The organism is Streptomyces sp. NPDC001920 (genome assembly GCF_053594495.1).
Window position 1 is genome coordinate 1,398 of the sequence record NZ_JBSFEP010000012.1, and the last position, 21,006, is coordinate 22,403.

A 21,006-nucleotide genomic window follows, 5' to 3' on the forward strand; every position below is an offset into this window, starting at 1 on the left:
GGTCTTGCGGGTGCGGCGCGGCTTGGCCTCGGTGGCCTCGGCCGTGTCGACGGCGCTTTCCGCGGCGGCGGTGGCCTTGCGGGTGCGGCGGGCCTTGGGCTTGGCCTCGGTGGCCTCGCCCGCGTCCGGCTCGGTGACGGCCGCGGCGGTCTTGCGGGTGCGGCGCGGCTTGGCCTCGGTGGCCTCGGCCGTGTCGACGGCGCTTTCCGCGGCGGCGGTGGCCTTGCGGGTGCGGCGGGCCTTCGGCTTGGCCTCCTCGGCCTCCGGCTCCTGGGCCGGGGCGGCGGCTTCGACGGACGCCACGGCCTTGCGGGTGCGGCGGGCCTTCGGCTTGGCCTCGGTGGCCTCGGCCGTGTCGACGGCGCTCTCCGCGGCGGCGGTGGCCTTGCGGGTGCGGCGGGCCTTCGGCTTGGCCTCCTCGGCCTCCGGGGCTTCCGGCGCCGCCGGGGTCTCCCGTACGGCCTCGGTGGCTCCCTCCGCCGTGGCCACCGCCGTCTCGGCGGCGGCCGTGGCCTTGCGGGTGCGGCGGCGCGGCTTGGTGACGGGAGCCTCCTCGGGCTCCGAGACCTGCGTGGCCTCCGCCTCGGGCGCCGTCACGGTCTCGGCCGAAGTCGCCTCGGTCTCGGCCGACTTGCGCGTCCGGCGACGGCGCGGCTTCGCCGGGGCCTCCTCGGCGGTGTCCAGGGTCGGACCCTCCGCCATGGTCACGGCGGCCTCGGCGGGCTCCGCTGCGGTCGTGAGGGCCGGGGCCGGCTCGGCCGTCGCCCCACCGCGGGTGCGGCGGCGACGGCGCGGCGTGCGAGGCGCGGTGACGGACTCGGCCGTGGCGGACTCGGCCGTCTCGTCCGGCGTCGCCGTACCGGCGGGCGCCGACGTCGGGTCCAGCGGTGCCCCGCCGCGCGTACGGCGGCGGCGACGCGGCGTACGCGCCGGGCGCTCACGGTCCGAGGAGGAGCGGGACTCGTCCCGGCCACCCCGGCCACCGCGGCCGCGCGCACCGCGTCCACCGGTCTCGCCGAGGTCCTCCAGCTCCTCCGCCGCCAGCCCGGCGCGCGTGCGCTCCGAGCGGGGCAGGACACCCTTGGTGCCCGCGGGGATCTTCAGGTCCTCGAAGAGGTGCGGGGACGTGGAGTACGTCTCCGGCGGGTCGTTGAAGTCCAGCTCCAGCGCCTTGTTGATCAGCTGCCAGCGCGGGATGTCGTCCCAGTCGACGAGCGTGATCGCCGTACCCGTCTTGCCCGCGCGGCCGGTGCGGCCGATGCGGTGCAGGTACGTCTTCTCCTCTTCCGGCGACTGGTAGTTGATGACGTGCGTCACGCCCTCGACGTCGATACCGCGCGCGGCGACATCGGTGCAGACGAGGACGTCCACCTTGCCGTTGCGGAACGCCCGCAGCGCCTGCTCGCGGGCGCCCTGGCCCAGGTCGCCGTGGACCGCGCCGGAGGCGAAGCCGCGCTGCTGGAGCTGGTCGGCGAGGTCGGCCGCCGTGCGCTTCGTGCGGCAGAAGACCATGGCGAGTCCCCGGCCCTCGGCCTGCAGTATGCGCGCGACCATCTCCGGCTTGTCCATGTTGTGCGCGCGGTAGACGTGCTGCGCGATGTTGGCGACCGTCACGCCCTCGTCGTCCGGCGCGGTGGCGCGGATGTGCGTGGGCTGCGACATGTAGCGGCGCGCGAGGCCGATGACCGCGCCCGGCATGGTCGCCGAGAACAGCATGGTCTGGCGCCGGGTCGGCAGCATGTCGATGATCTTCTCGACGTCCGGCAGGAAGCCCAGGTCGAGCATCTCGTCGGCCTCGTCCAGGACGAGCGCCTTGATGTGCTTGAGGTCGAGCTTCTTCTGGCCCGCGAGGTCCAGCAGCCGGCCCGGGGTGCCGACGATCACGTCGACGCCCTTCTTGAGGGCCTCGACCTGGGGCTCGTAGGCCCGGCCGCCGTAGATCGCGAGGACGCGCACGTTGCGCACCTTGCCCGCGGTCAGCAGGTCGTTGGTGACCTGCGTGCACAGCTCGCGGGTGGGCACGACGACGAGCGCCTGCGGGGCGTCGGTGAGGTCCTCGGGCCTGGCGCGGCCGGCCTCGACGTCGGCGGGGACGGTGACGCGCTCCAGGAGCGGCAGACCGAAGCCCAGCGTCTTGCCGGTGCCGGTCTTCGCCTGGCCGATGACGTCCGTGCCGGAGAGGGCGACGGGGAGGGTCATCTCCTGGATGGGGAAGGGGTTGACGATGCCGACGGCCTCAAGGGCCTCGGCGGTCTCGGGAAGGATTCCGAGCTCTCGGAAAGTCGTAGTCAGGGTGCTGCCTCTTCTGTGTACGCGGTGCGAGGCGAGCGCGGGGGTCTTGACGGACCGTGCCGGGGACGTCGGCTGCCGTACGGTCGGGCCGTAAGACACGGGACCACTGCCGACGCTCTAGCGCTCGTACCGCTGAGGGTGTCCCTCCGGTCGTCGTACGCACAGTGCCGTACGGCCAGGGAGGGCTGTCGGGTCGGAGCCGATCGGGCCACCGACCGGGCATCCTCATAACGTGCGGCCCGTCGAGTACGTCAGAGTACTCAGCGGGCGCATTACCACCATACCCCGGAAACGCGCACATGCGATGGCCGAATTGGTCACGTAGTCGGCGTCACACTGGTTGACCAGGGCCTTCCGTGACACGGTGAGCGGGCTATTGTGCGCTTCATGACGACGCCTGACAACACCCCTGACGCCTCCGAGACCGCCGCCTCCACCGTCGAACACACCGGGGTCGCCGCCCAGGACTGGGCGCAGGCCTCCGCCGATCCGCAGTACCGGGCCGCTGTCGTGGACCTGCTCGGCGCGCTGGCCTACGGGGAGCTGGCGGCGTTCGAGCGGCTCGCGGAGGACGCCAAGCTGGCGCCGACGCTGGCGGACAAGGCGGAGCTGGCCAAGATGGCGTCGGCCGAGTTCCACCACTACGAGAAGCTGCGGGACCGGCTCACCGAGATCGGCGCCGAGCCGACCGAGGCCATGGAGCCGTTCGTCGCCGCGCTGGACGGGTTCCACAAGCAGACGGCGCCGTCGGACTGGCTGGAAGGGCTGGTCAAGGCCTACGTCGGCGACTCGATCGCCAGTGACTTCTACCGGGAGGTCGCGGCTCGGCTCGACTCGGACACGCGCGGGCTCGTGCTCGCCGTGCTCGATGACACCGGGCACGCGTCGTTCGCCGTGGAGAAGGTGCGGGCCGCGATCGACGCCGATCCGCGCGTGGGCGGGCGGCTCGCGCTGTGGGCTCGCCGGCTGATGGGGGAGGCGCTGTCCCAGTCGCAGCGGGTGGTCGCGGACCGGGACGCGCTGTCGACGATGCTCGTGGGCGGCGTCGCGGACGGGTTCGACCTCGCGGAGGTCGGAAAGATGTTCTCGCGGATCACCGAGGCGCACACGAAGCGGATGGCCGCCCTGGGGCTCGCGGCCTGACACCGCTCCGGCTCCGGGGGCCCCTGGCCCCCGGACGCCCGCTCGCACCCCGGGGCGCCTGAAGGCACGTCACGTTCGCGGCGGCCGGTCCTCGGGGTCTACGCGGTCGCCGAGTGCCGGCGGAGTCTTCCCGCCGGGCGTACCAGGAGGGAGAGCGAGGCGGCGGAGACGATCGCCGAGCCGACCAGGATCACGAAGAGGTTGCCGAAATCCAGCGCCGTGTGCGTGATGAAGGCGCCGAAGAGAGCACCGGCGACACCCGTCGGCAGGACCAGGGAACGGGCGGGCATGCGGTGGGGCAGGCGGTGGGCGGCAGCCCACGCCAGGGCCAGGCCGAGGATCGCGGAACTCAGCGCTTCCAAGAGCATGTCGGGGTCCCTCCCACATGGCCGGCCTGCACGAAACAGTCGTAGCCCGTCATACCCCTGACCTGCGGAAGGCAATCATCCCCTGTGATCGATCTGTGCTCCATCCGTGGAGGATGAGCGGTGGCGGGGGCCCATCGGGCCGAAAGGGAGGGGCCCGGCGACCTGAGTCGCCGGGCCCCTCCCGTCACCTCTGTCCTCCGGCGCCTTCCTACAGCGCTCCGAAGCCCACCTTGCGCGGGGCCGGCTCACCGAGCTCCACGTACGCGAGACGGTCGGCCGGGACCAGGACCTTGCGGCCGTGCTCGTCCACGAGGCTCAGCAGCTGCGACTTCCCGGCCAGCGCCTCGGACACCGCCCGCTCGACCTCCTCGGCACTCTGACCGCTCTCCAGAACGATCTCGCGGGGCGCGTGCTGCACGCCGATCTTGACCTCCACGGCTATGTCCCTCCGACGGTCAGTGAAGTGCGCGACCTTTACGCGCCGTACCCAGCACACATTAGCCCGGTGAGGGGACGTACACCCTCCGCCCGAGAACGCCAGGAGCGAACAGCGGCCGGGAACGAACCGCCCGCACGCGCGCGTGGATGCCGGTAAGGCGCCACGCGCGCGTGCGGGTCGCAGTCAGTGGTGCTCGGAGCCGTGCAGCGGGAAGCCCGCGATGCCGCGCCAGGCCAGCGAGGTGAGCAGCTGCACCGCCTGGTCGCGCGGGACGCTGCGGTCGCTGTGCAGCCAGGAGCGGGCCACGACCTGGGCCAGCCCGCCGAGGCCGGAGGCGAGCAGCATCGACTCCGCGCGGGAGAGGCCGGTGTCCTCGGCGATGACGTCGCAGATCGCCTCGGCGCAGTCGTTCGTGACCTTGTCGACGCGCTCGCGCACGGCGGGCTCGTTCGTCAGGTCCGACTCGAAGACCAGGCGGAAGGCGCCGCCGTCGTCCTCGACGTACGCGAAGTACGCGTCCATCGTCGCCCGCACGCGCTGCTTGTTGTCGGTCGTCGACGCGAGCGCATTGCGTACGGCCTGGATCAGCGACTCGCAATGCTGGTCCAGCAGGGCGAGGTAGAGGTCGAGCTTGCCGGGGAAGTGCTGGTACAGCACCGGCTTGCTGACGCCGGCGCGCTCGGCGATGTCGTCCATCGCGGCAGCGTGGTAGCCCTGCGCGACGAAGACCTCCTGGGCGGCGCCCAGCAGCTGGTTCCGTCGGGCACGGCGTGGCAGGCGAGTGCCCCGCGGGCGTGCCGCCTCTGTCTGCTCGATGGCTGTCACGCCGCCTCCCAAGATCGTCCACATGCGGTGTGCGCCGCGCCGCCATCGTACTTTTCGGTAACCCGGGTGTGCGCGGTGTGAGCGCAGAATTTCACGGACCGGACGGTGACGAAAGTCGCACAGAAGGTTTGAAACCGATGCAGAACGGGCAAGGATCCGGCTCTTTCCTGTTCAGTGGCCCCCTGGAGGGGCTCCTGTCACCGGTAGTCGTCCTCGTCGATGGAGACGACGCGCGCCTGTTCGACCAGGTCGGCCTCGTTGGCCCGGTCCGGGTCCACGCCCGTCAGCGGATCGTCGCGATCCGGCTTGACGTCGGCGTGCTGTTCTACGGCGTCGGCCGCGGGGGCCTCGACGTCGAACTCCGGGGCTTCCTCGGAGTCGTCGGTCGCGAACGTCTCGGGGTCTGTGGGGTCGACGGACATGGCGGGCTCCCTTCCTAGAACGTCCCCGGGGGGCACGACGTCCCTGGGTGAAGCAGGGGTGCTCCTACGGGTGCCCTGCGTACGAGCCTAGGAGACACCGGTTCCGGACGCTATGTGATGTGCCGGGGATGTGCGGTCGATTCAAGCGTGCGCCGGGCGGCTTTCATGACGGCGGTGCCCGTGCCGTGTTCCCCGTCCGGATCTCTGCCATGTACGTGACGACTTGTGACGGCGAACACATGAATCAGGGCGTGATCGTCTCGTAACATTGCCGCATGTCTTCGACCGAGCTGCCGTCCGTGCCGGCCGCCAATGTGCTTCCCAGGGTGGCGACCGTCAGGGTCGCGGAGGGCGAGCGGCTGCGGTCGGTCGGACTGCCGGGAATGACGCTGACGGTGCGGTCGAGGCCGCCCGCGCGCGAGGGGCTGCCGCCCGCGTTGTACGTCCACGGGCTCGGCGGTTCCTCGCAGAACTGGTCGGCGCTGATGCAGCAGCTGGAGGGCGATGTCGACGGCGAGGCCATCGATCTGCCGGGCTTCGGCGACTCGCCGCCACCGGACGACGGCGACTACTCGATCACCGCGCACGCACGCGCGGTGATTCGCTGTCTGGACGCCTCCGACCGCGGTCCCGTACACCTCTTCGGCAACTCGCTCGGCGGCGCGGTCGCCACGCGCGTCGCCGCGGTCCGGCCGGACCTGGTCCGTACCCTCACCCTCGTGTCGCCCGCGCTTCCGGAGCTCCGTGTCCAGCGCACCGCCGTGCCCACCGGGCTGCTGGCGGTGCCCGGAGTGACCGCGCTCTTCACCCGGCTCACCAGGCAGTGGACGGCGGAGCAGCGGGTGCGGGGAGTCATGCAGCTGTGCTACGGCGACCCCGGGCGGGTGACGCCCGAGGGATTCCGGCACGCGGTCGAGGAGATGGAACGCCGGCTGCAACTGCCGTACTTCTGGGACGCGATGACGCGTTCGGCGCGCGGACTGGTCAACGCCTACACCCTGGGCGGCCAGCACGCGCTGTGGCGCCAGGCGGAGCGGGTGCTGGCGCCGACGCTGCTCGTCTACGGCGGCCGGGACCAGCTCGTGGGCTACCGCATGTGCCGCAAGGCCGCGCGCAGCTTCCGCGACTCCCGTCTGGTGACCCTGCCGGAGGCGGGGCACGTGGCGATGATGGAGTACCCCGAGATGGTCGCCCGTGCGTTCCGCGACCTCGTCGCGCAGGCGGGGGAGTCACCGCCCGGGCACGCCGTTCGTGCGGGCGTGACCGGGAGCGCGGGCAAGGGCGAGGCCGTGACCGAGAACGCGGGGAGCTGAGGCGCGACGTGGGACGCCACAGCCGCCGCGGGCTCGCCGCGCAGCGCGACAACGCCGACAACACGACCGCGCGACAGGGTTCCCGAGGAGCGCAGCCCGAGGCGGGCCCCGGCCAGCGGGGGCCGTCCGCCCCGGGTGCGGGGGGACCGGGCAGGCCGACGGCCGCGCGGCCCGGGACGGCGCCGGGTGCGGGTCAGAGCGGTTGGCCGCAGTCGGGCGGCCCGGGTGGTCCCGGCGGTCGCCGGGTGCCGCCGCCCGGCCGACCGGGTATGCCGACGGCCGGGACACCGACGTACGCAGGGCGAGAGCCCTCGGGCGGGACGCCGGCGCAGGGGGTCGCGAGGTTCCCGGACGGCACTCCCGCGCACGGTTTTCCGAGGCTTCCGGACGGGACGCCGGCCCAGGGGGTCGCGAGGTTCCCGGACGGCACTCCCGCGCACGGCTTCCCCAGGCTGCCCGACGGCACCCCCGCCCACGGCGTCCCCCACACCCGTGCCGGGCACCCCGAGCAGCGCGAACCCGGGGGTGGCTGGGGAGAGTTGAGGGGGAGGTCCGGGTCCGCGCAGGGCGGGGCCGGTGCGCCGCCCGCGGGTGTTCCGCTGCCGCGCCCCCGGCGGGCGTCGCCGTCCGAGGGGCCCCGGCAGGACTACCTCGACGCCTTCGGCGAGGACGCCGACGTCTTCGCGCCCCGCGGGTCCGACGCCGCCGCGCACGCCTTCGACCCCTACGCCTCCGTCACCGACTGGGACACCGGTGCGGACGTCGGGGTGGCGAGCGACACCGACTTCGACGACGCTCCGCCGACCGGTGCGCCCGTGGCGGCGAAGGGCGGCAAGGGCCGGGCGTTCACCGGCATCGCGGCGGCCGCCGTGGTCACCGTGCTGGCTGTCGTCGTCGCCGGTCAGGTCGCGGAGGGAGGGGACGGCGGCGACCTGCGGTCGCAGACCGCCGACGAGCAGGCGCGCGACGCACGTGACCCGGCCTCGCGCGGGGACGGCCGGCCGACGCCGGCCGATCCACCGAGCGCGGCGCCGCTGACGTACGAGCAGAAGATCGGCAAGCGGTACGCGCTCAGCGCCACATTCGAGGGCCCGGGCGAGTTCGACGCGATCCGGGGCATCGACAAGGCGCCCGGCACGGGACAGAAGTTCACCTATCGCGTGGACGTGGAGAAGGGGCTCGGGCTCGACGGCGAACTCTTCGCCGAGGCGGTGCACAAGACACTCAACGACGACCGGAGCTGGGCCCACAGCGGCGCCCGCACCTTCGAGCGCGTCTACTCCGGCAAGCCCGACTTCGTCATCACCCTGGCCAGCCCCGGGACCACCGCCGTGTGGTGTGCCAAGTCCGGGCTCGACACCACCGAGGACAACGTGTCCTGCGACTCGGCCGCCACCGAGCGCGTGATGATCAACGCCTACCGATGGGCGCAGGGATCACGGACCTACGGCGATCGTATGCACGAGTACCGGCAGATGCTGATCAACCACGAGATCGGCCACCGGCTCGGCTTCAACCACGTCACCTGCGACAAGGACGGCGACCTCGCCCCGGTCATGCAGCAGCAGACGAAGTTCCTCGACCACGACGGGATCCGTTGCCGCGCCAACCCCTGGCCGTATCCCGGAAGTTGACGGGTGACTCACCTGTCACATTGACATGTGCAGCCCGGTCGTCCATATTTCTGCACATGTCGACCCGTCACGCCTCCTCTCGCGCCGCCATCGAACTGGCGCTCATCGGCGTGACCGCTCTGTGCGTGGCCGACATCAACTGTCGCTGACGCCCGCCTTCAGGCGTTCGCGTCGCGATCTCTCTTCCTCGTCCGTGAGTTGTCGCGGGGTTCTCCGACCCCCGGGCTTCCGTACGCGCATCCGGCGACCCGGCGCCAAGGCAGACGTCTGTCCCTACGCGTCTCACTCCGCGTCGATTCGTCTCGCCATTCGAGACCCATATCCGAGAGGTCGTCTCCGATGCGTCAACCGTCCGTCATAGCCCGCCGCGTGGCCGCGGTGTCCGTCAGCCTGCTCGTGGCAGCGGGCGCCGTCGCCTGCGGGCCGAAGGACAACGATGCCAGGAGCGCCGCCGGCGACTCCACGCCCCACAAGGGCGGCACGCTCACGGTCCTCAACTCGAACCCCCAGCAGGACTTCGACCCCGCCCGCCTGTACACCTCCGGCGGCGGCAACGTCCCGTCCCTGGTCTTCCGCACCCTCACCACCCGCAACCGTGAGAACGGCGAGGCGGGTGCCGAGGTGGTCCCCGACCTGGCCACCGACACCGGGCGCCCCGACAAGGACGCGACCGTGTGGACGTACACCCTGAAGAAGGGCCTGAAGTACGAGGACGGCACGCCGATCACCTCGGCCGACATCAAGTACGGCATCGAGCGCTCCTTCGCCCCCGAGCTGTCCGGCGGCGCCCCTTATCTGCGGGACTGGCTGGTCGGCGCGGCCGACTACCAGGGGCCGTACAAGGACAAGAGCGGCAAGGGCCTGACGGCGATCGAGACGCCGGACGCGCGGACCATCGTCTTCCGTCTGAACAAGCCCGAGGGCGAGTTCCCGTACCTCGCCACGCAGACGCAGTTCACGCCCGTCCCCAAGGCCAAGGACACCGGCACGAAGTACGAGCAGCACCCGATCTCCTCCGGGCCCTACAAGGTCGCCAGGAACGAGAACGACGGTGAGCGGCTCGTCCTGGAGCGCAACCCGCACTGGTCCGCTTCGACGGACGCCGAGCGCAAGGCGTACCCCGACAGGATCGACGTACGGTCCGGGCTGGACTCGTCCGTGATCAACCAGCGGCTGTCCTCGTCCCAGGGCGCGGACGCCGCCGCGGTCACCACGGACACCAACCTCGGCCCGGCCGAGCTGGCCAAGGTGACCGGCGACAGGGAACTCGCCTCCCGCGTCGGCACCGGGCGCTTCGGCTACACCAACTACCTGGCCTTCAACCCGAGGGTCAAGCCGTTCGACGACATCAAGGTGCGCCAGGCGATCTCGTACGCCATCGACCGGTCGTCCGTGGTCAACGCCGCCGGCGGTTCGGCGCTGGCCGAGCCCGCCACGACCTTCCTGCCGAACCAGAGGTCCTTCGGCCACACGCCGTACGACCACTTCCCGGCCGGCAAGGCCGGTGACCCGGCGAAGGCGAAGGAACTGCTGAAGCAGGCCGGTCACGAGAAGGGGCTCACCGTCACGCTGACCCACTCCGACGCAAGGGACTTCGAGACCGGCCCGGAGATCGCGACCGCCGTCCAGGACGCGCTGAAGAAGGCCGGCATCACGGTCGAACTCCGGGGCCTCGAGGAGAACGACTACTCCGCCAGGATCCACGACGTGAAGACCGAGCCCGGGTTCTTCCTCGCCCACTGGGGCGCAGACTGGCCCTCCGGCGGTCCGTTCCTGGCTCCGATCTTCGACGGCAGGCAGATCGTCGAGGACGGGGCGAACTTCAACACCGGTCTGCTGAACGACAAGGCGGTCAACGCCGAGATCGACGCGATCAACAAGCTGACCGATCTCGACACCGCCGCCGAGCGGTGGGGCGCACTGGACCGGAAGATCGGCGAGCGGGCGCTGACCGTGCCGCTGTTCCACCCCGTCTACAAGCGGCTGTACGGCAAGGACGTCAGGAACGTCGTGATCAGCGACTGGACCGGTGTCCTGGACATCTCCCAGGTCGCGGTCAAGTAGTCCGAGCCGTCGACGGATCTGGTCAAGTCATCATGAGCGTCACCCTGTTGACCTCCCGCGCTCCCGGGACGGACACCGTCGTCCCGGGAGCTTCGGGGGCTCGTCGGTTCTGGCGGCGGCTGCGGACGCAGCCGGCCGCCCTCGTCGCGGCGGTCGTCGTCGCCCTGCTCGTCCTGGCCGCGCTCGGCGCGCCGCTGCTCACCGCGATCGAGGGCCAGGACCCGACCACGTACCACCCCTCCCTGGTGGACTCCGCGCGCGGGGGCGTGCCCATCGGGTCGTTCGGCGGGGTGAGCGCCGACCACTGGTTCGGCGTCGAGCCGCAGACCGGCCGGGACCTGTTCGCGCGGCTGGTGTACGGCGCCAGGGTCTCCCTGGGGGTCGCGCTGGCCGCGACCGCCGTACAGGTCCTGCTCGGGGTCGTGGTCGGCGTCGCCGCCGCGCTCGGCAGCCGGTGGATCGACCAGCTGCTGAGCCGCTTCACGGACATCGTCGTGGCGATGCCGCTGATGATCATGGCGTTGGCACTGCTGTCGATCGTGCCGTCGAGCTTCCCGCGGCCCGTGCTGGTCGCCCTCGTCATCGGCCTGGTCGCGTGGGGCAACATCGCGAAGATCGTGCGCGCCCGGACGCTCACCCTCAAAGAGCTGGACCACGTCCTGGCCGCCAGGCTCAGCGGCTGGGGCCCCTGGCGGATCGCCCGCCGTGAACTGCTGCCCGGCGTCGCCGGGCCGGTCATCACGTACGCGGCGCTGCTCGTCCCGGCCAACATCACCGTGGAGGCCGCCCTGTCCTTCCTCGGTGTCGGCGTCAAGCCGCCGACACCGTCCTGGGGGCAGATGCTGAGCGCGGCGGACGTCTGGTACCAGGCCGCCCCGCAGTACCTGCTGTTCCCCGCCGGAGCGCTCTTCGTGACCGTCCTCGCCCTGACCGTCCTCGGGGACGGCGTGCGCACGGCGCTCGACCCGCGCGCGTCGTCCCGGCTGCGCGTCGGATCCGGCCGTGAGAGGGAGGCCGGGGCATGAGCGGCTTCACCGGATTCGTCCTGCGCCGGACCGTCGGCGCCGTCGTCACCCTGCTCGCCCTCTCAATGATCGTCTACGTCGTCTTCTACGTCACCCCCGGCAACGTCGCCCAGATCACCTGCGGCCCCCGCTGCTCGCCCGCCCAGGTGCACCAGGTCGCCGAGCAACTGCGCCTGCACGAACCGCTGTACACGCGCTACTGGCACTTCCTGGAGGGCCTCGTCACCGGTCAGGACTACTCGACCGGCACCGCCGTGCGGCACTGCCCCGCGCCCTGCCTCGGCCTGTCGTACCAGAGCGACCAGCAGGTCACCGAGCTGATCCTGGCGAAGCTGCCGGTCAGCCTGTCGCTCGTGTCCGGGGCGATGGTGCTGTGGCTCGTCCTCGGCGTCGGCACCGGCGTCCTGTCGGCATGGCGGCGCGGCCGCCTCACCGAGCGGCTGCTGACCGGCGTCACGCTCGCGGGCGTGGCCACTCCGGTCTTCGTCATCGGTCTGGTCCTGATGATCGTCGTCTGCGGACAGCTGCGGTTGCTGCCGTTCCCGCAGTACGTCGCCTTCACCGACGATCCGGAACAGTGGGCCTGGAACCTGCTGCTGCCCTGGCTCTCGCTCGCCCTGATCGAGGCCGCCGCGTTCGCCCGCCTCACCCGGGCGGCGATGCTGGAGACCCTGGCCGAGGAGCACATCAGGACCTTCCGGGCGTACGGCGTAGGTGAGCGGGCGATCATCGGACGGCACGCGCTGCGCGGGGCCCTCGCGCCGGTCATCGCCCTCAACGCCAACAACTTCGGCGGTGCGGTCGGCGGCGCCGTACTCACCGAGACGCTCTTCGGCCTGCCCGGCATCGGAAAGGAACTGGTCCACGCGGTCACCTTGGTCGATCTTCCGGTGGTGGTCGGCATGGTCCTGGTCATCGGCTTCTTCGTGGTCGTCGCCAATGCCGTCGCGGACGTGCTGTACGCGGTGGCCGACCGGCGGGTGGTGCTGGCATGAGCGACATCGGGAAGATCCCCGCGCCAAGCGGCGAGGACTCGTTCGCGAGCCTCGTCGAAGTGGCCGGTCTGACGGTCGACTTCGGCGGTCTGCGTGCCGTCGACGGGCTCTCCTTCCGTCTGGAGCGCGGGGCCGCCCTCGCCCTCGTCGGAGAGTCCGGCTCCGGCAAGTCCACGGTCGCCTCGGCCCTGCTCGGCCTGCACCGCGGCACCGGCGCGCGGGTGGGCGGTGCGATCGAGGTGGCCGGCGTCGACGTGCGCGAGGCGCCGCAGGAGGAACTGCGGCGGTTGCGCGGCGGGAAGGCGGCGATGGTGTTCCAGGACCCGTTGTCGTCCCTGGACCCCTACCAGGCCGTCGGGGACCAGATCGCCGAGGTGTACCGCGTCCACACACGTGCCTCGCGCAGGGCGGCACGCGCGCGTGCGGTGCGGGTGCTGGACCGGGTCGGCATCCCGGACGCGGTACGGCGGTCCCGTGCGCGCCCGCACGAGTTCAGCGGCGGTATGCGCCAACGCGCCCTCATCGCCATGGCGTTGGTCTGCGAGCCCGACCTGCTGATCGCCGACGAGCCGACGACCGCGCTCGACGTGACCGTCCAGGCGCAGATCCTCGACCTCCTGCACGCGCTCCGCGAGGAGACCGGCACGGGGCTGCTCCTGGTCACGCACGATGTCGGTGTCGCCGCCGAGAGCGTCGACGAGGTGCTCGTCATGCGGCACGGGAGGGCGGTGGAACACGGGCCGGTGACCGCCGTACTGGGGTCGCCCGCGCAGCCGTACACGCGCGAGCTGCTCGGCGCGGTCCCGCGCGTGGACGCGCCGCGCGCCGTCGCCGAGGCGTACCCGCGGCGCGCCGTCGCCGTGGAGCCGAAGGAGCCGCGGGAGCCGCGGGGGTCGTCGGAGCCGCAGGGGCCGTTGGAGGGCCGGGCTGAGATCGTTCTGGAGGCGTCCGGACTGCGGCGGGACTTCGGGCGTGGAAAACGTGCCTTCACGGCGGTGGACGACGTGTCACTGACGATCCACAGGGGCCGGACCCTCGGGATCGTCGGGGAGAGCGGCAGCGGCAAGACGACGCTCGGGCGCATGCTGGTCGGCCTCCTGCAGCCGACGGCGGGGGAGGTCCGCCATGAGGGGCACGCGCGCGTGGGCGTGGATCCGGCGGTGCAGATGGTGTTCCAGGACCCCCTCTCCTCGCTCAATCCCCGCCGCACGGTGGGCGAGTCGGTCGCCGACCCGCTCCGCGCACGCGGTGAGCGCGACGAGGGGCGTATCCGCGCGCGGGTGCGTGAGCTGCTGGAGCGCGTGGGGCTCGAAGCGGCCCACCACGACCGCTATCCGCACGAGTTCAGCGGCGGTCAGCGCCAGCGCGTGGGCATCGCGCGGGCGCTCGCGGCCGAACCGCGCCTCATCGTCTGCGACGAGCCCGTCTCCGCCCTCGACGTCACCACCCAGGCCCAGGTGGTCGCCCTGCTCGGCGAGTTGCAGCGCGAACTGGGACTCGCGCTCGTCTTCATCGCGCACGACCTCGCCGTCGTCCGCCGGGTCAGCGACCGGGTCGCGGTCATGCGGCACGGGCGGATCGTCGAGGAGGGCCCCGCCGACGAGGTGTACGACAACCCGCGGCACCCGTACACCAAGCGGCTCCTGGCCGCCGTACCGGCGCTCGACCCGCGCGTCGCGGCCCAGCGCCGGGCGGCGCGAAGGGAGTTGGCCGTGGTGTGACCGCACAGGCCGTGCTCAACAGGTCGTACTCATGGGGCGGGAGTGACGGTGCGTACGCGCGCGATCTCCTAGCGCGACGGAACGCGAACCGCACGGGAAAGTTACGACCGTTCACCCCTTTTGGTGGCGCGATGGACAACCGTCCGTCGCGCCACCGCCTTGTCCGCATACGTTCTTCCCGCTGCGAGCCGCCGGGGGAACGGCGGCTCCCCTTACGGGAGATCGGGGGTGCACTCGTGCGCATCGGACTGATTGCGGAGGGTGGCTATCCGTATGTGAGCGGTGAGGCCAGGCTCTGGTGCGACCGGCTCGTGCGCGGGCTCGAACAGCACGCGTTCGACCTCTACGCGCTCAGCCGCAGCGAGCAGCAGGAGGACGAGGGCTGGGTTCCCCTTCCGCCGCAGGTCAGCCGGGTGCGTACAGCACCGCTGTGGACGGCCGAGGAGGACGGGGTGGTTTACGGCCGCCGTGCGCGTCGCCGGTTCGCCGAGTGCTACGGCGAGTTGGTGGCCGTGCTCTGCGCGGGGGCCGGTGCCGAGTCGTCCGGAGCACCGCAGGACGCCTCCGCCGTTGAGGCGGACCGTTTCGGCAACGCGCTGTACGGACTCGCCGAACTCGCCCGCGACGAGGGCGGGCTCGTGGCCGCGCTGCGCTCCGAGTCCGCCGTGCGCACCCTGGAGCGCGCCTGCCGGGCGCGGGGCGCCCTGCGCCCGGCGCGGGAGGCGCGCGTTCCCGATCTGCTGGCCGTCACCGCGCATCTGGAACGCGCCCTGCGCCCCCTCTCGCTCGACTGGTACGAGGGCGACGGACTGGGCGCGGTCGACCTGTGCCACGCCGCCTCCGGCGGCTCGGCGGCCCTGCCCGGCCTGCTCGCCCACCACTTCTGGGGCGTACCGCTGCTGCTGACCGAGTACGGGGTCCGGCTCCGCGCGCACTACCTGGCCACCACCGAGCCCTCACCGGCCGTACGGTCCCTGCTCGCCGCCTTCCACGGCAGGCTCGCCGCCGAGACCTACGCCCGGGCCGCCCTCGTCACGCCCGGCAACGCCCACGCCCGGCGCTGGCAGGAGCGCTGCGGCGCCGACCGCGCCAAGCTCCGCACGGTCTACCCCGGCATGGACGCCACCCGCTTCGCCGAGGTCGGCGAGGCCACGGAGGCCGCGGACCCGGACACGCTGGTCTGGGTCGGCCGGGTCGAACCGGCCAGGGACCTGGTCTCCTTGCTGCACGCCTTCGCCGAGGTCCGCAAGGAGGAGCCGAAGGCCCGCCTGCGTATCGTCGGCAGCCCCTCGGGATCCGAGGGCGCCGCCTACCTCGGCCACTGCCGGGCGCTGGCCGCTCAGCTCTTCCCCGACGAGGCCGAGGGGCCGCACACGGCCGGTGACAACCCGGTCTCCTTCGAGGAGATCGGCGGCCCGGAACTCCCGACCCTCGCCGAGGCGTACGCCTCGGGGGCCGTGGCCGTCCTGTCCAGCGTCGTCGAGGGCTTCCCGATCAGCCTGGTCGAAGCCATGCTGTGCGGCCGCGCCACGGTGTCCACGGATGTCGGCGCGGTGGTGGAGGTCATCGGCGGCACCGGCCTCGTCGTCCCCCCGCGCAACCCCCGGGCGCTGGCGGAGGCCTGCGTGACGCTGTTGCGGGACCCCGAGCGCCGGGTACGCCTGGGCGCGGCGGCACGCGCGCGTGCGCTCGAACTGTTCACCGTCGAGCAGAACGTCGCGGCATTTCACGGCATTTACCTGGAGATCGTCTCGCGCACACCGGTGCGCCGTGTGGTCCTCGACCAGGCCGGGGACCCGCTGCCCTTCGCCTTCCCCGCCGAGGCCCACGTCCCCGGCCGCTGGACCGAGCGCACCCCACGCCTGGTGGCCCGCGTCGGCCCCGAGCGGCCGACGGCACGTCCCGTGCGCGCCACCGTGCGGACCGCGACGGAGGGTGCGCGGTGAGCGGCGTGGGAGGGCTGGACCGGCCAGGGGCCCCCAGCAGCCCCGGCGCGTGGGACGAGCGGTCGGAGGAGTGGCTCCTGGCGGAGACGGCCGTACGGGACACGCCTGCGCGGGGGGAGGCGGCCGCCGGCACGTTCTCCGGCGGTGAGGCGGTCTTCGGCGGCGGTGAGCCGTCCGGTGCCGACATGTCCTCCTGGGGCGAGGGACCGTCCGGTGCTGACATGTCCCCCGGGGTCGATGTGCCGTCCGGCCTCGATGCGTCCTCCGGCCTCGATGTGCCCTCCTCGGCAGGGACGCCCTTCACGGCCGGTGGCGACGAACCGTCCCCGGCCGACGGCTCCGGCAAGCGCCGGCCCCCCGCCCGTCGCACCGGCGCCGACCCCGTGAAGGCGCTCATGCACCACCACCGCGACCTGTGCGAACGCGCCGTGGACCCCCTGGAGATCGCCGCCGGCCTGGAAGCCCACGGCATCACCGACCGCACCGCGGCCCGCTTCCTGCACCGGGACGTCTTCTCCCTCGCGGAGGAGATGTACGCCCGAGTCCCCCGCGACGCAGACACGCCCCCTGCGTCCCCGGCCGTCACCCCGCCCCGCGCACGAGCCGGCTGGCTCCTCCTCACCCTCCTCCCCGGAGCGCTCTGCGCGGCGACCGTCACCGGCCTGCACCTCACCCACGGCCAGTCCCGTCTGATCACGGCCGCCGCGGGAGCCGTCGCCGTCGCCCTCGCCGTGCGCGCGGCCCTGGCCCGGGGCCCCCTCGCCACCAGGGACAGGACACACCCGACCGCCGCCCGGATCAGCTGGCTCATCGCCTACGCCCTTCTCGGCGACGGCCTCCTGCGGGCAGCCGCGGCCCCCGACCCCCTCCCCGCCACCGACAGTTCCTGGCCGCTCGCCGTCGCGCCCGTCCTGGCCCTCACTCTGTCCGTCGCACCCGCGGCATGGTGCGCCCACCTCCTCGCCGTACGGGCACACCGCAAGCTCTCGGCCAGCCGAGCCCTGGAGGAGTTCGCCACCTCCGTGAAGCCCCTGCTTCTCGGCACCTTCGCGCTGTACCTCAGCGCCCTGACGGCCCTCGTGCTCCTGACCAGCACGGCCCTGGACGAGCCCGCCGCCCACCCCCAGACCCTCGCCCTCGGCGCCCTGCTGCTCCTGTCCCGCCTCCTCGCGACCCACGGCTTCACCCACGCCCCCGCCCTGGTCCTCACCGCCACCGTCACAGCCGAGGCAACGGCCCTGGCCACCGCCCTCGCCTCCCGCCTCCCCGGCTGCGCCTGGCTGGCGACACCGTTCCAGACCCTCGTCGACACGTGGGGTCCGGGCGCCGTCCCGGCGACGGCCTGCGGCGCGGGCGCCCTGGTGCTCCTGCTCCATTCGATGCGGACCTTGACGAGGGCATCGGCCCACGCCTCACAGGACCGGCCGTGGTGACCCGGCGGCACCGCACGTGGTGCGATCCCGATCGCCGGCCAACCGTGACACGCCGTACGGATCCCCGCCCGGCTGCACGGCCGCATACATGCGCATCTCCCGTCCGGCGGCACGGGCCATCGCTTACAGGTAAACGCACGCCAGGCATACGCACCCCAGGCATACGCCCCCCTACCCAGCGGCACGGCCCACCGGAGGCCTACGAGCCCCCGCCCGGCGGCGTGGCCCACCGCAGGCACACGCACCCATCCGCGCCCCCGCTCACGCCATGCGGTCCGGGCCCGTCTCCCCCCAGCCCGTCCCCATGAAGCCCGCGAAAGACCTCCCGCCCGAAGCCCTCCAAGGAGACCCCCCAATGATCACCTCCCGACCCGACCACCGCTCGGCCCCGGGAGCCGCCCGATGAGAGTCCTGCTGATCGGAGCCAACGGCTACCTCGGCCGCTTCGTGGCGGACCGCCTCCTCGCCGACCCCGCCGTCCAACTCACCGCCCTGGGCCGCGGCGACGACGCCGACGTCCGCTTCGACCTCGCGTCCGGCAGCCCCGGTGCCCTCACCCGGTTCCTGGACGCGGTCCACCCCGGCGTCGTCATCAACTGCGCCGGCGCCACCCGAGGCGGCGCCCGCGAGCTCACCCGGCACAACACCGTCGCCGTCGCCACCGTCTGCGAGGCCCTGCGCCGCAGCGGTTGCGGTGCCCGCCTCGTCCAGATCGGCTGCGGCGCGGAGTACGGGCCCAGCCAGCCCGGCTCCTCCACGGCCGAGGACGCCGTCCCCCGCCCCGGCGGCCCCTACGGCGTCAGCAAACTCGCCGCCACCGAACTGGTCCTGGGCTCCGGCCTGGACGCCGTGGTCCTGCGCGTCTTCTCACCCGCGGGTCCCGGCACCCCCGCCGGCTCCCCCCTCGGGCGCCTGGCCGAGGCCATGCGGCGTGCCATGCAGTCGGGCGACGGCGAGCTCAAGCTCACCGGCCTCGGCGCCCAACGCGACTTCGTCGACGTACGTGACGTGGCCCGAGCCGTCCACGCCGCCTCGCTCTCCGCCGCACAGGGCGTGATCAACATCGGTTCCGGCCGAGCCGTCCGCCTGCGCGACGCCGCCGCCGTCCTCGCCCGGGTGGCCGGCTACGGCGGCGCCCTCCACGAACTCGACGGCCCGCCCGGCCCGCTGCGGCCGTCCATCGGCCACCCCCGCGCCGACTCGGACCACGCGGTCCACGCCGGCCACGCCGCCCCGGTCGCCTACCCGTACCCGGACGGCTGCGGCAGCTGGCAGCAGGCCGACGTGCGCACCGCACGCGACCGGCTCGGCTGGCGCCCCCGCATCAACCTCGAAGAGTCCCTCGGCGACATCTGGATGGAGGCCGCATGCCGTATCTGACCCGCACCACACCCGCCGCGTCGAGCACCGCCCTCCGCACCGGCCTAGGCGTCCCGGGCTACGCCCACCCCTTGCTCGCCCCCACCGAATGGGGCGAACTCACCCGACCGGGCACGCCCCTGCACTGGGCCGTCCTGAACGTCGCCGACGGCCCCGGCACCCGCCCCGATCCGCACTGCCTGGAGGCCGCGGGACGGCTGAGCAACGCCGGTGTCCGCGTCCTCGGCCACCTCGACCTGGCGCGCGGCGGCAGCCCCCTCGGCGAGGTGATCTCCGAGGCGCACCGGTACCTCGACTGGTACCGGGTCGACGGCTTCCTCCTGGACCGCTGCCCGGCCGAACGCGCCGCCCTGCCCGCAACCCGCCGCACGGTCAGTGCACTGCGCGCCCTGCGTGACCAGGCCCACATCGTCCTCGGCCACGGCACCCACCCCCACCCCGGCTACGCCGAGTGCGCCGACCAGCTGGTCACCTTCCGGGGCTCGTGGAGCGACTACCGCTGGTCGCAGGTGGCGGAGTGGACCGCCGACTATCCGCCCGACCGCTTCTGCCACTTCGTCCAAGGGGTGCCGCTCGGACATCTCGACGAGGCGCTGCGCATCGCTCGCTGGCAGGGCGCCTCGACGATCTGGTTCACCGACCGCACGGATCGCGGCGGCCGCACCGACCCCTGGGAGACCATGCCCGGCTACTGGGACGAAATCGTCTCGCGGATCGGAACAGGTGTCTCGGAATGAAAAAGCCCATGGCAGTGTTACGGAGAGAACAACCGTAGTGATAGACCGAGCAACGGAGTCCCCGTGTCGCTGCCACCCCTGGTCGAGCCCGCTGCCGAGCTCACCGTAGACGAGGTTCGCAGGTACTCCCGCCACCTGATCATCCCCGACGTCGGGATGGACGGGCAGAAGCGGCTGAAGAACGCCAAGGTGCTCTGCGTGGGTGCCGGCGGCCTGGGCTCGCCGGCGCTGATGTACCTCGCCGCCGCGGGCGTGGGCACGCTCGGCATCGTGGAGTTCGACGAGGTCGACGAGTCGAACCTGCAGCGCCAGATCATCCACAGCCAGTCCGACATCGGCCGCTCCAAGGCCGAGTCCGCGCGGGACAGCGTCCTCGGCATCAACCCGTACGTGAACGTGATCCTTCACGAGGAGCGGCTCGAGGCCGACAACGTGATGGACATCTTCAGCCAGTACGACCTGATCGTCGACGGCACGGACAACTTCGCCACGCGTTACCTGGTCAACGACGCCTGCGTGCTGCTGAACAAGCCGTACGTGTGGGGCTCGATCTACCGCTTCGACGGCCAGGCCTCCGTCTTCTGGTCCGAGCACGGCCCCTGCTACCGCTGCCTCTACCCGGAGCCCCCGCCCCCCGGCATGGTCCCCTCCTGCGCCGAGGGCGGCGTCCTGGGCGTGCTGTGCGCGTCCATCGGCTCCATCCAGGTCACCGAGGCCATCAAGGTCCTCACCGGTACCGGTGAGCCGCTGGTCGGCCGCCTGATGATCTACGACGCGCTGGAGATGCAGTACCGCCAGGTCAAGGTCCGCAAGGACCCGAACTGCGCGGTCTGCGGCGAGAACCCGACCGTCACCGAGCTCATCGACTACGAGGCCTTCTGCGGCGTCGTCTCCGAGGAGGCCCAGGAGGCCGCCGCCGGCTCGACGATCACTCCCAAGCAGCTCAAGGAGTGGATCGACGACGGCGAGAACATCGAGATCATCGACGTCCGCGAGATCAACGAGTACGAGATCGTCTCGATCCCCGGCGCCCGGCTGGTCCCGAAGAACGAGTTCCTCATGGGCACCGCCCTGGAGTCGCTCCCGCAGGACAAGAAGATCGTCCTGCACTGCAAGACGGGTGTCCGCAGTGCGGAAGTCCTCGCGGTCCTGAAGTCCGCGGGCTTCTCCGACGCCGTCCACGTCGGCGGCGGCGTGATCGGCTGGGTCAACCAGATCGAACCGCACAAGCCGGTTTACTGACCGCCTTTCCGCCGCCCGGCGGAACAG

Annotated in this window: 18 protein-coding genes; 13 read left to right on the forward strand and 5 right to left on the reverse strand. The window is 72.4% G+C overall.

What is annotated here, in order from left to right; translation table 11 throughout:
* Positions 1–2,199 (reverse strand): DEAD/DEAH box helicase (locus tag ACWCPI_RS21175; RefSeq protein WP_451039560.1); only part of this gene is annotated, 2,199 nt, incomplete at its 3' end.
* A 471-nt stretch (positions 2,200–2,670) separates the two neighbouring features.
* Between ACWCPI_RS21175 and ACWCPI_RS21180 the strand changes: the two genes are divergently transcribed.
* On the forward strand, positions 2,671–3,435 hold the full coding sequence (locus ACWCPI_RS21180) for a ferritin-like fold-containing protein (RefSeq protein WP_451039561.1): 765 nt from the start codon (positions 2,671–2,673) through the stop codon (positions 3,433–3,435).
* Positions 3,436–3,533: 98 nt separating this feature from the next.
* Here ACWCPI_RS21180 and ACWCPI_RS21185 read toward each other — a convergent pair whose 3' ends face one another.
* The 4 genes from ACWCPI_RS21185 to ACWCPI_RS21200 form a co-directional block, all read right to left on the reverse strand.
* On the reverse strand, positions 3,534–3,803 hold the full coding sequence (locus tag ACWCPI_RS21185; RefSeq protein ID WP_451039562.1) for a hypothetical protein: 270 nt from the start codon (positions 3,801–3,803) through the stop codon (positions 3,534–3,536).
* Between the two features lie 208 nt (positions 3,804–4,011).
* The gene (locus tag ACWCPI_RS21190) at positions 4,012–4,239 is read right to left on the reverse strand and encodes a DUF3107 domain-containing protein (RefSeq protein WP_019754243.1); all 228 of its coding nucleotides are present in this window, start codon (positions 4,237–4,239) and stop codon (positions 4,012–4,014) included.
* 186 nt (positions 4,240–4,425) lie between these two features.
* Positions 4,426–5,067, reverse strand: a complete 642-nt coding sequence (locus tag ACWCPI_RS21195; RefSeq protein WP_388802071.1) for a TetR/AcrR family transcriptional regulator — start codon at positions 5,065–5,067, stop codon at positions 4,426–4,428.
* 197 nt (positions 5,068–5,264) lie between these two features.
* Positions 5,265–5,489 (reverse strand): hypothetical protein, encoded by a 225-nt coding sequence (locus ACWCPI_RS21200; RefSeq protein WP_451039563.1) that lies wholly within the window; start codon positions 5,487–5,489, stop codon positions 5,265–5,267.
* A 275-nt stretch (positions 5,490–5,764) separates the two neighbouring features.
* Here ACWCPI_RS21200 and ACWCPI_RS21205 point away from each other — a divergent pair, with 275 nt between their 5' ends.
* The 12 genes from ACWCPI_RS21205 to moeZ all read left to right on the forward strand — a co-directional run bounded on the left by ACWCPI_RS21205 (position 5,765) and on the right by moeZ (position 20,979).
* The gene (locus ACWCPI_RS21205; protein ID WP_451039564.1) at positions 5,765–6,802 is read left to right on the forward strand and encodes an alpha/beta fold hydrolase; all 1,038 of its coding nucleotides are present in this window, start codon (positions 5,765–5,767) and stop codon (positions 6,800–6,802) included.
* Between the two features lie 8 nt (positions 6,803–6,810).
* Positions 6,811–8,436 (forward strand): DUF3152 domain-containing protein, encoded by a 1,626-nt coding sequence (locus tag ACWCPI_RS21210; protein ID WP_451039565.1) that lies wholly within the window; start codon positions 6,811–6,813, stop codon positions 8,434–8,436.
* Positions 8,437–8,492: 56 nt separating this feature from the next.
* Positions 8,493–8,585 carry an Ms4533A family Cys-rich leader peptide gene (locus tag ACWCPI_RS21215; RefSeq protein ID WP_451039566.1) on the forward strand — a complete coding sequence of 31 codons (93 nt, stop codon included), beginning with the start codon at positions 8,493–8,495 and terminating at the stop codon, positions 8,583–8,585.
* 190 nt (positions 8,586–8,775) lie between these two features.
* Positions 8,776–10,500, forward strand: a complete 1,725-nt coding sequence (locus tag ACWCPI_RS21220) for an ABC transporter substrate-binding protein (RefSeq protein ID WP_451039567.1) — start codon at positions 8,776–8,778, stop codon at positions 10,498–10,500.
* A 32-nt stretch (positions 10,501–10,532) separates the two neighbouring features.
* Positions 10,533–11,525, forward strand: a complete 993-nt coding sequence (locus ACWCPI_RS21225) for an ABC transporter permease (RefSeq protein ID WP_451039568.1) — start codon at positions 10,533–10,535, stop codon at positions 11,523–11,525.
* On the forward strand, positions 11,522–12,520 hold the full coding sequence (locus ACWCPI_RS21230) for an ABC transporter permease (RefSeq protein WP_451039569.1): 999 nt from the start codon (positions 11,522–11,524) through the stop codon (positions 12,518–12,520). The genes ACWCPI_RS21225 and ACWCPI_RS21230 overlap by 4 nt, the downstream gene beginning before the upstream one ends.
* Positions 12,517–14,241 carry a dipeptide ABC transporter ATP-binding protein gene (locus ACWCPI_RS21235; RefSeq protein WP_451039570.1) on the forward strand — a complete coding sequence of 575 codons (1,725 nt, stop codon included), beginning with the start codon at positions 12,517–12,519 and terminating at the stop codon, positions 14,239–14,241. The genes ACWCPI_RS21230 and ACWCPI_RS21235 overlap by 4 nt, the downstream gene beginning before the upstream one ends.
* A gap of 236 nt (positions 14,242–14,477) precedes the next feature.
* Positions 14,478–16,187, forward strand: a complete 1,710-nt coding sequence (locus tag ACWCPI_RS21240; RefSeq protein WP_451039571.1) for a DUF3492 domain-containing protein — start codon at positions 14,478–14,480, stop codon at positions 16,185–16,187.
* A complete protein-coding gene (locus ACWCPI_RS21245; protein WP_451039572.1) occupies positions 16,184–17,620 on the forward strand; it encodes a hypothetical protein in 1,437 nt (478 codons plus the stop codon). Before ACWCPI_RS21240 ends, ACWCPI_RS21245 begins: the two co-directional genes overlap by 4 nt.
* A gap of 402 nt (positions 17,621–18,022) precedes the next feature.
* Positions 18,023–19,000 (forward strand): NAD-dependent epimerase/dehydratase family protein, encoded by a 978-nt coding sequence (locus ACWCPI_RS21250; RefSeq protein ID WP_451039573.1) that lies wholly within the window; start codon positions 18,023–18,025, stop codon positions 18,998–19,000.
* On the forward strand, positions 18,988–19,737 hold the full coding sequence (locus ACWCPI_RS21255) for a spherulation-specific family 4 protein (protein ID WP_451039574.1): 750 nt from the start codon (positions 18,988–18,990) through the stop codon (positions 19,735–19,737). The genes ACWCPI_RS21250 and ACWCPI_RS21255 overlap by 13 nt, the downstream gene beginning before the upstream one ends.
* Before the next feature lie 63 nt (positions 19,738–19,800).
* Positions 19,801–20,979, forward strand: coding sequence for an adenylyltransferase/sulfurtransferase MoeZ (gene moeZ, locus ACWCPI_RS21260; RefSeq protein WP_388802047.1), 1,179 nt, complete (start codon positions 19,801–19,803; stop codon positions 20,977–20,979).
* Positions 20,980–21,006 lie beyond the last annotated feature (27 nt).

Excerpts from the sequence above, each read along its gene's own strand:
- ACWCPI_RS21185 (WP_451039562.1), bottom strand. The coding sequence starts at position 3,803 with ATGCTCTTGGAAGCGCTGAGTTCCGCGATCCTCGGCCTGGCCCTGGCG.
- ACWCPI_RS21200 (WP_451039563.1), bottom strand. The coding sequence starts at position 5,489 with ATGTCCGTCGACCCCACAGACCCCGAGACGTTCGCGACCGACGACTCC.
- ACWCPI_RS21205 (WP_451039564.1), top strand. The coding sequence starts at position 5,765 with ATGTCTTCGACCGAGCTGCCGTCCGTGCCGGCCGCCAATGTGCTTCCC.
- ACWCPI_RS21215 (WP_451039566.1), top strand. The coding sequence starts at position 8,493 with ATGTCGACCCGTCACGCCTCCTCTCGCGCCGCCATCGAACTGGCGCTC.
- ACWCPI_RS21220 (WP_451039567.1), top strand. The coding sequence starts at position 8,776 with ATGCGTCAACCGTCCGTCATAGCCCGCCGCGTGGCCGCGGTGTCCGTC.
- ACWCPI_RS21225 (WP_451039568.1), top strand. The coding sequence starts at position 10,533 with ATGAGCGTCACCCTGTTGACCTCCCGCGCTCCCGGGACGGACACCGTC.
- ACWCPI_RS21230 (WP_451039569.1), top strand. The coding sequence starts at position 11,522 with ATGAGCGGCTTCACCGGATTCGTCCTGCGCCGGACCGTCGGCGCCGTC.
- ACWCPI_RS21235 (WP_451039570.1), top strand. The coding sequence starts at position 12,517 with ATGAGCGACATCGGGAAGATCCCCGCGCCAAGCGGCGAGGACTCGTTC.
- ACWCPI_RS21250 (WP_451039573.1), top strand. The coding sequence starts at position 18,023 with ATGAGAGTCCTGCTGATCGGAGCCAACGGCTACCTCGGCCGCTTCGTG.
- ACWCPI_RS21255 (WP_451039574.1), top strand. The coding sequence starts at position 18,988 with ATGCCGTATCTGACCCGCACCACACCCGCCGCGTCGAGCACCGCCCTC.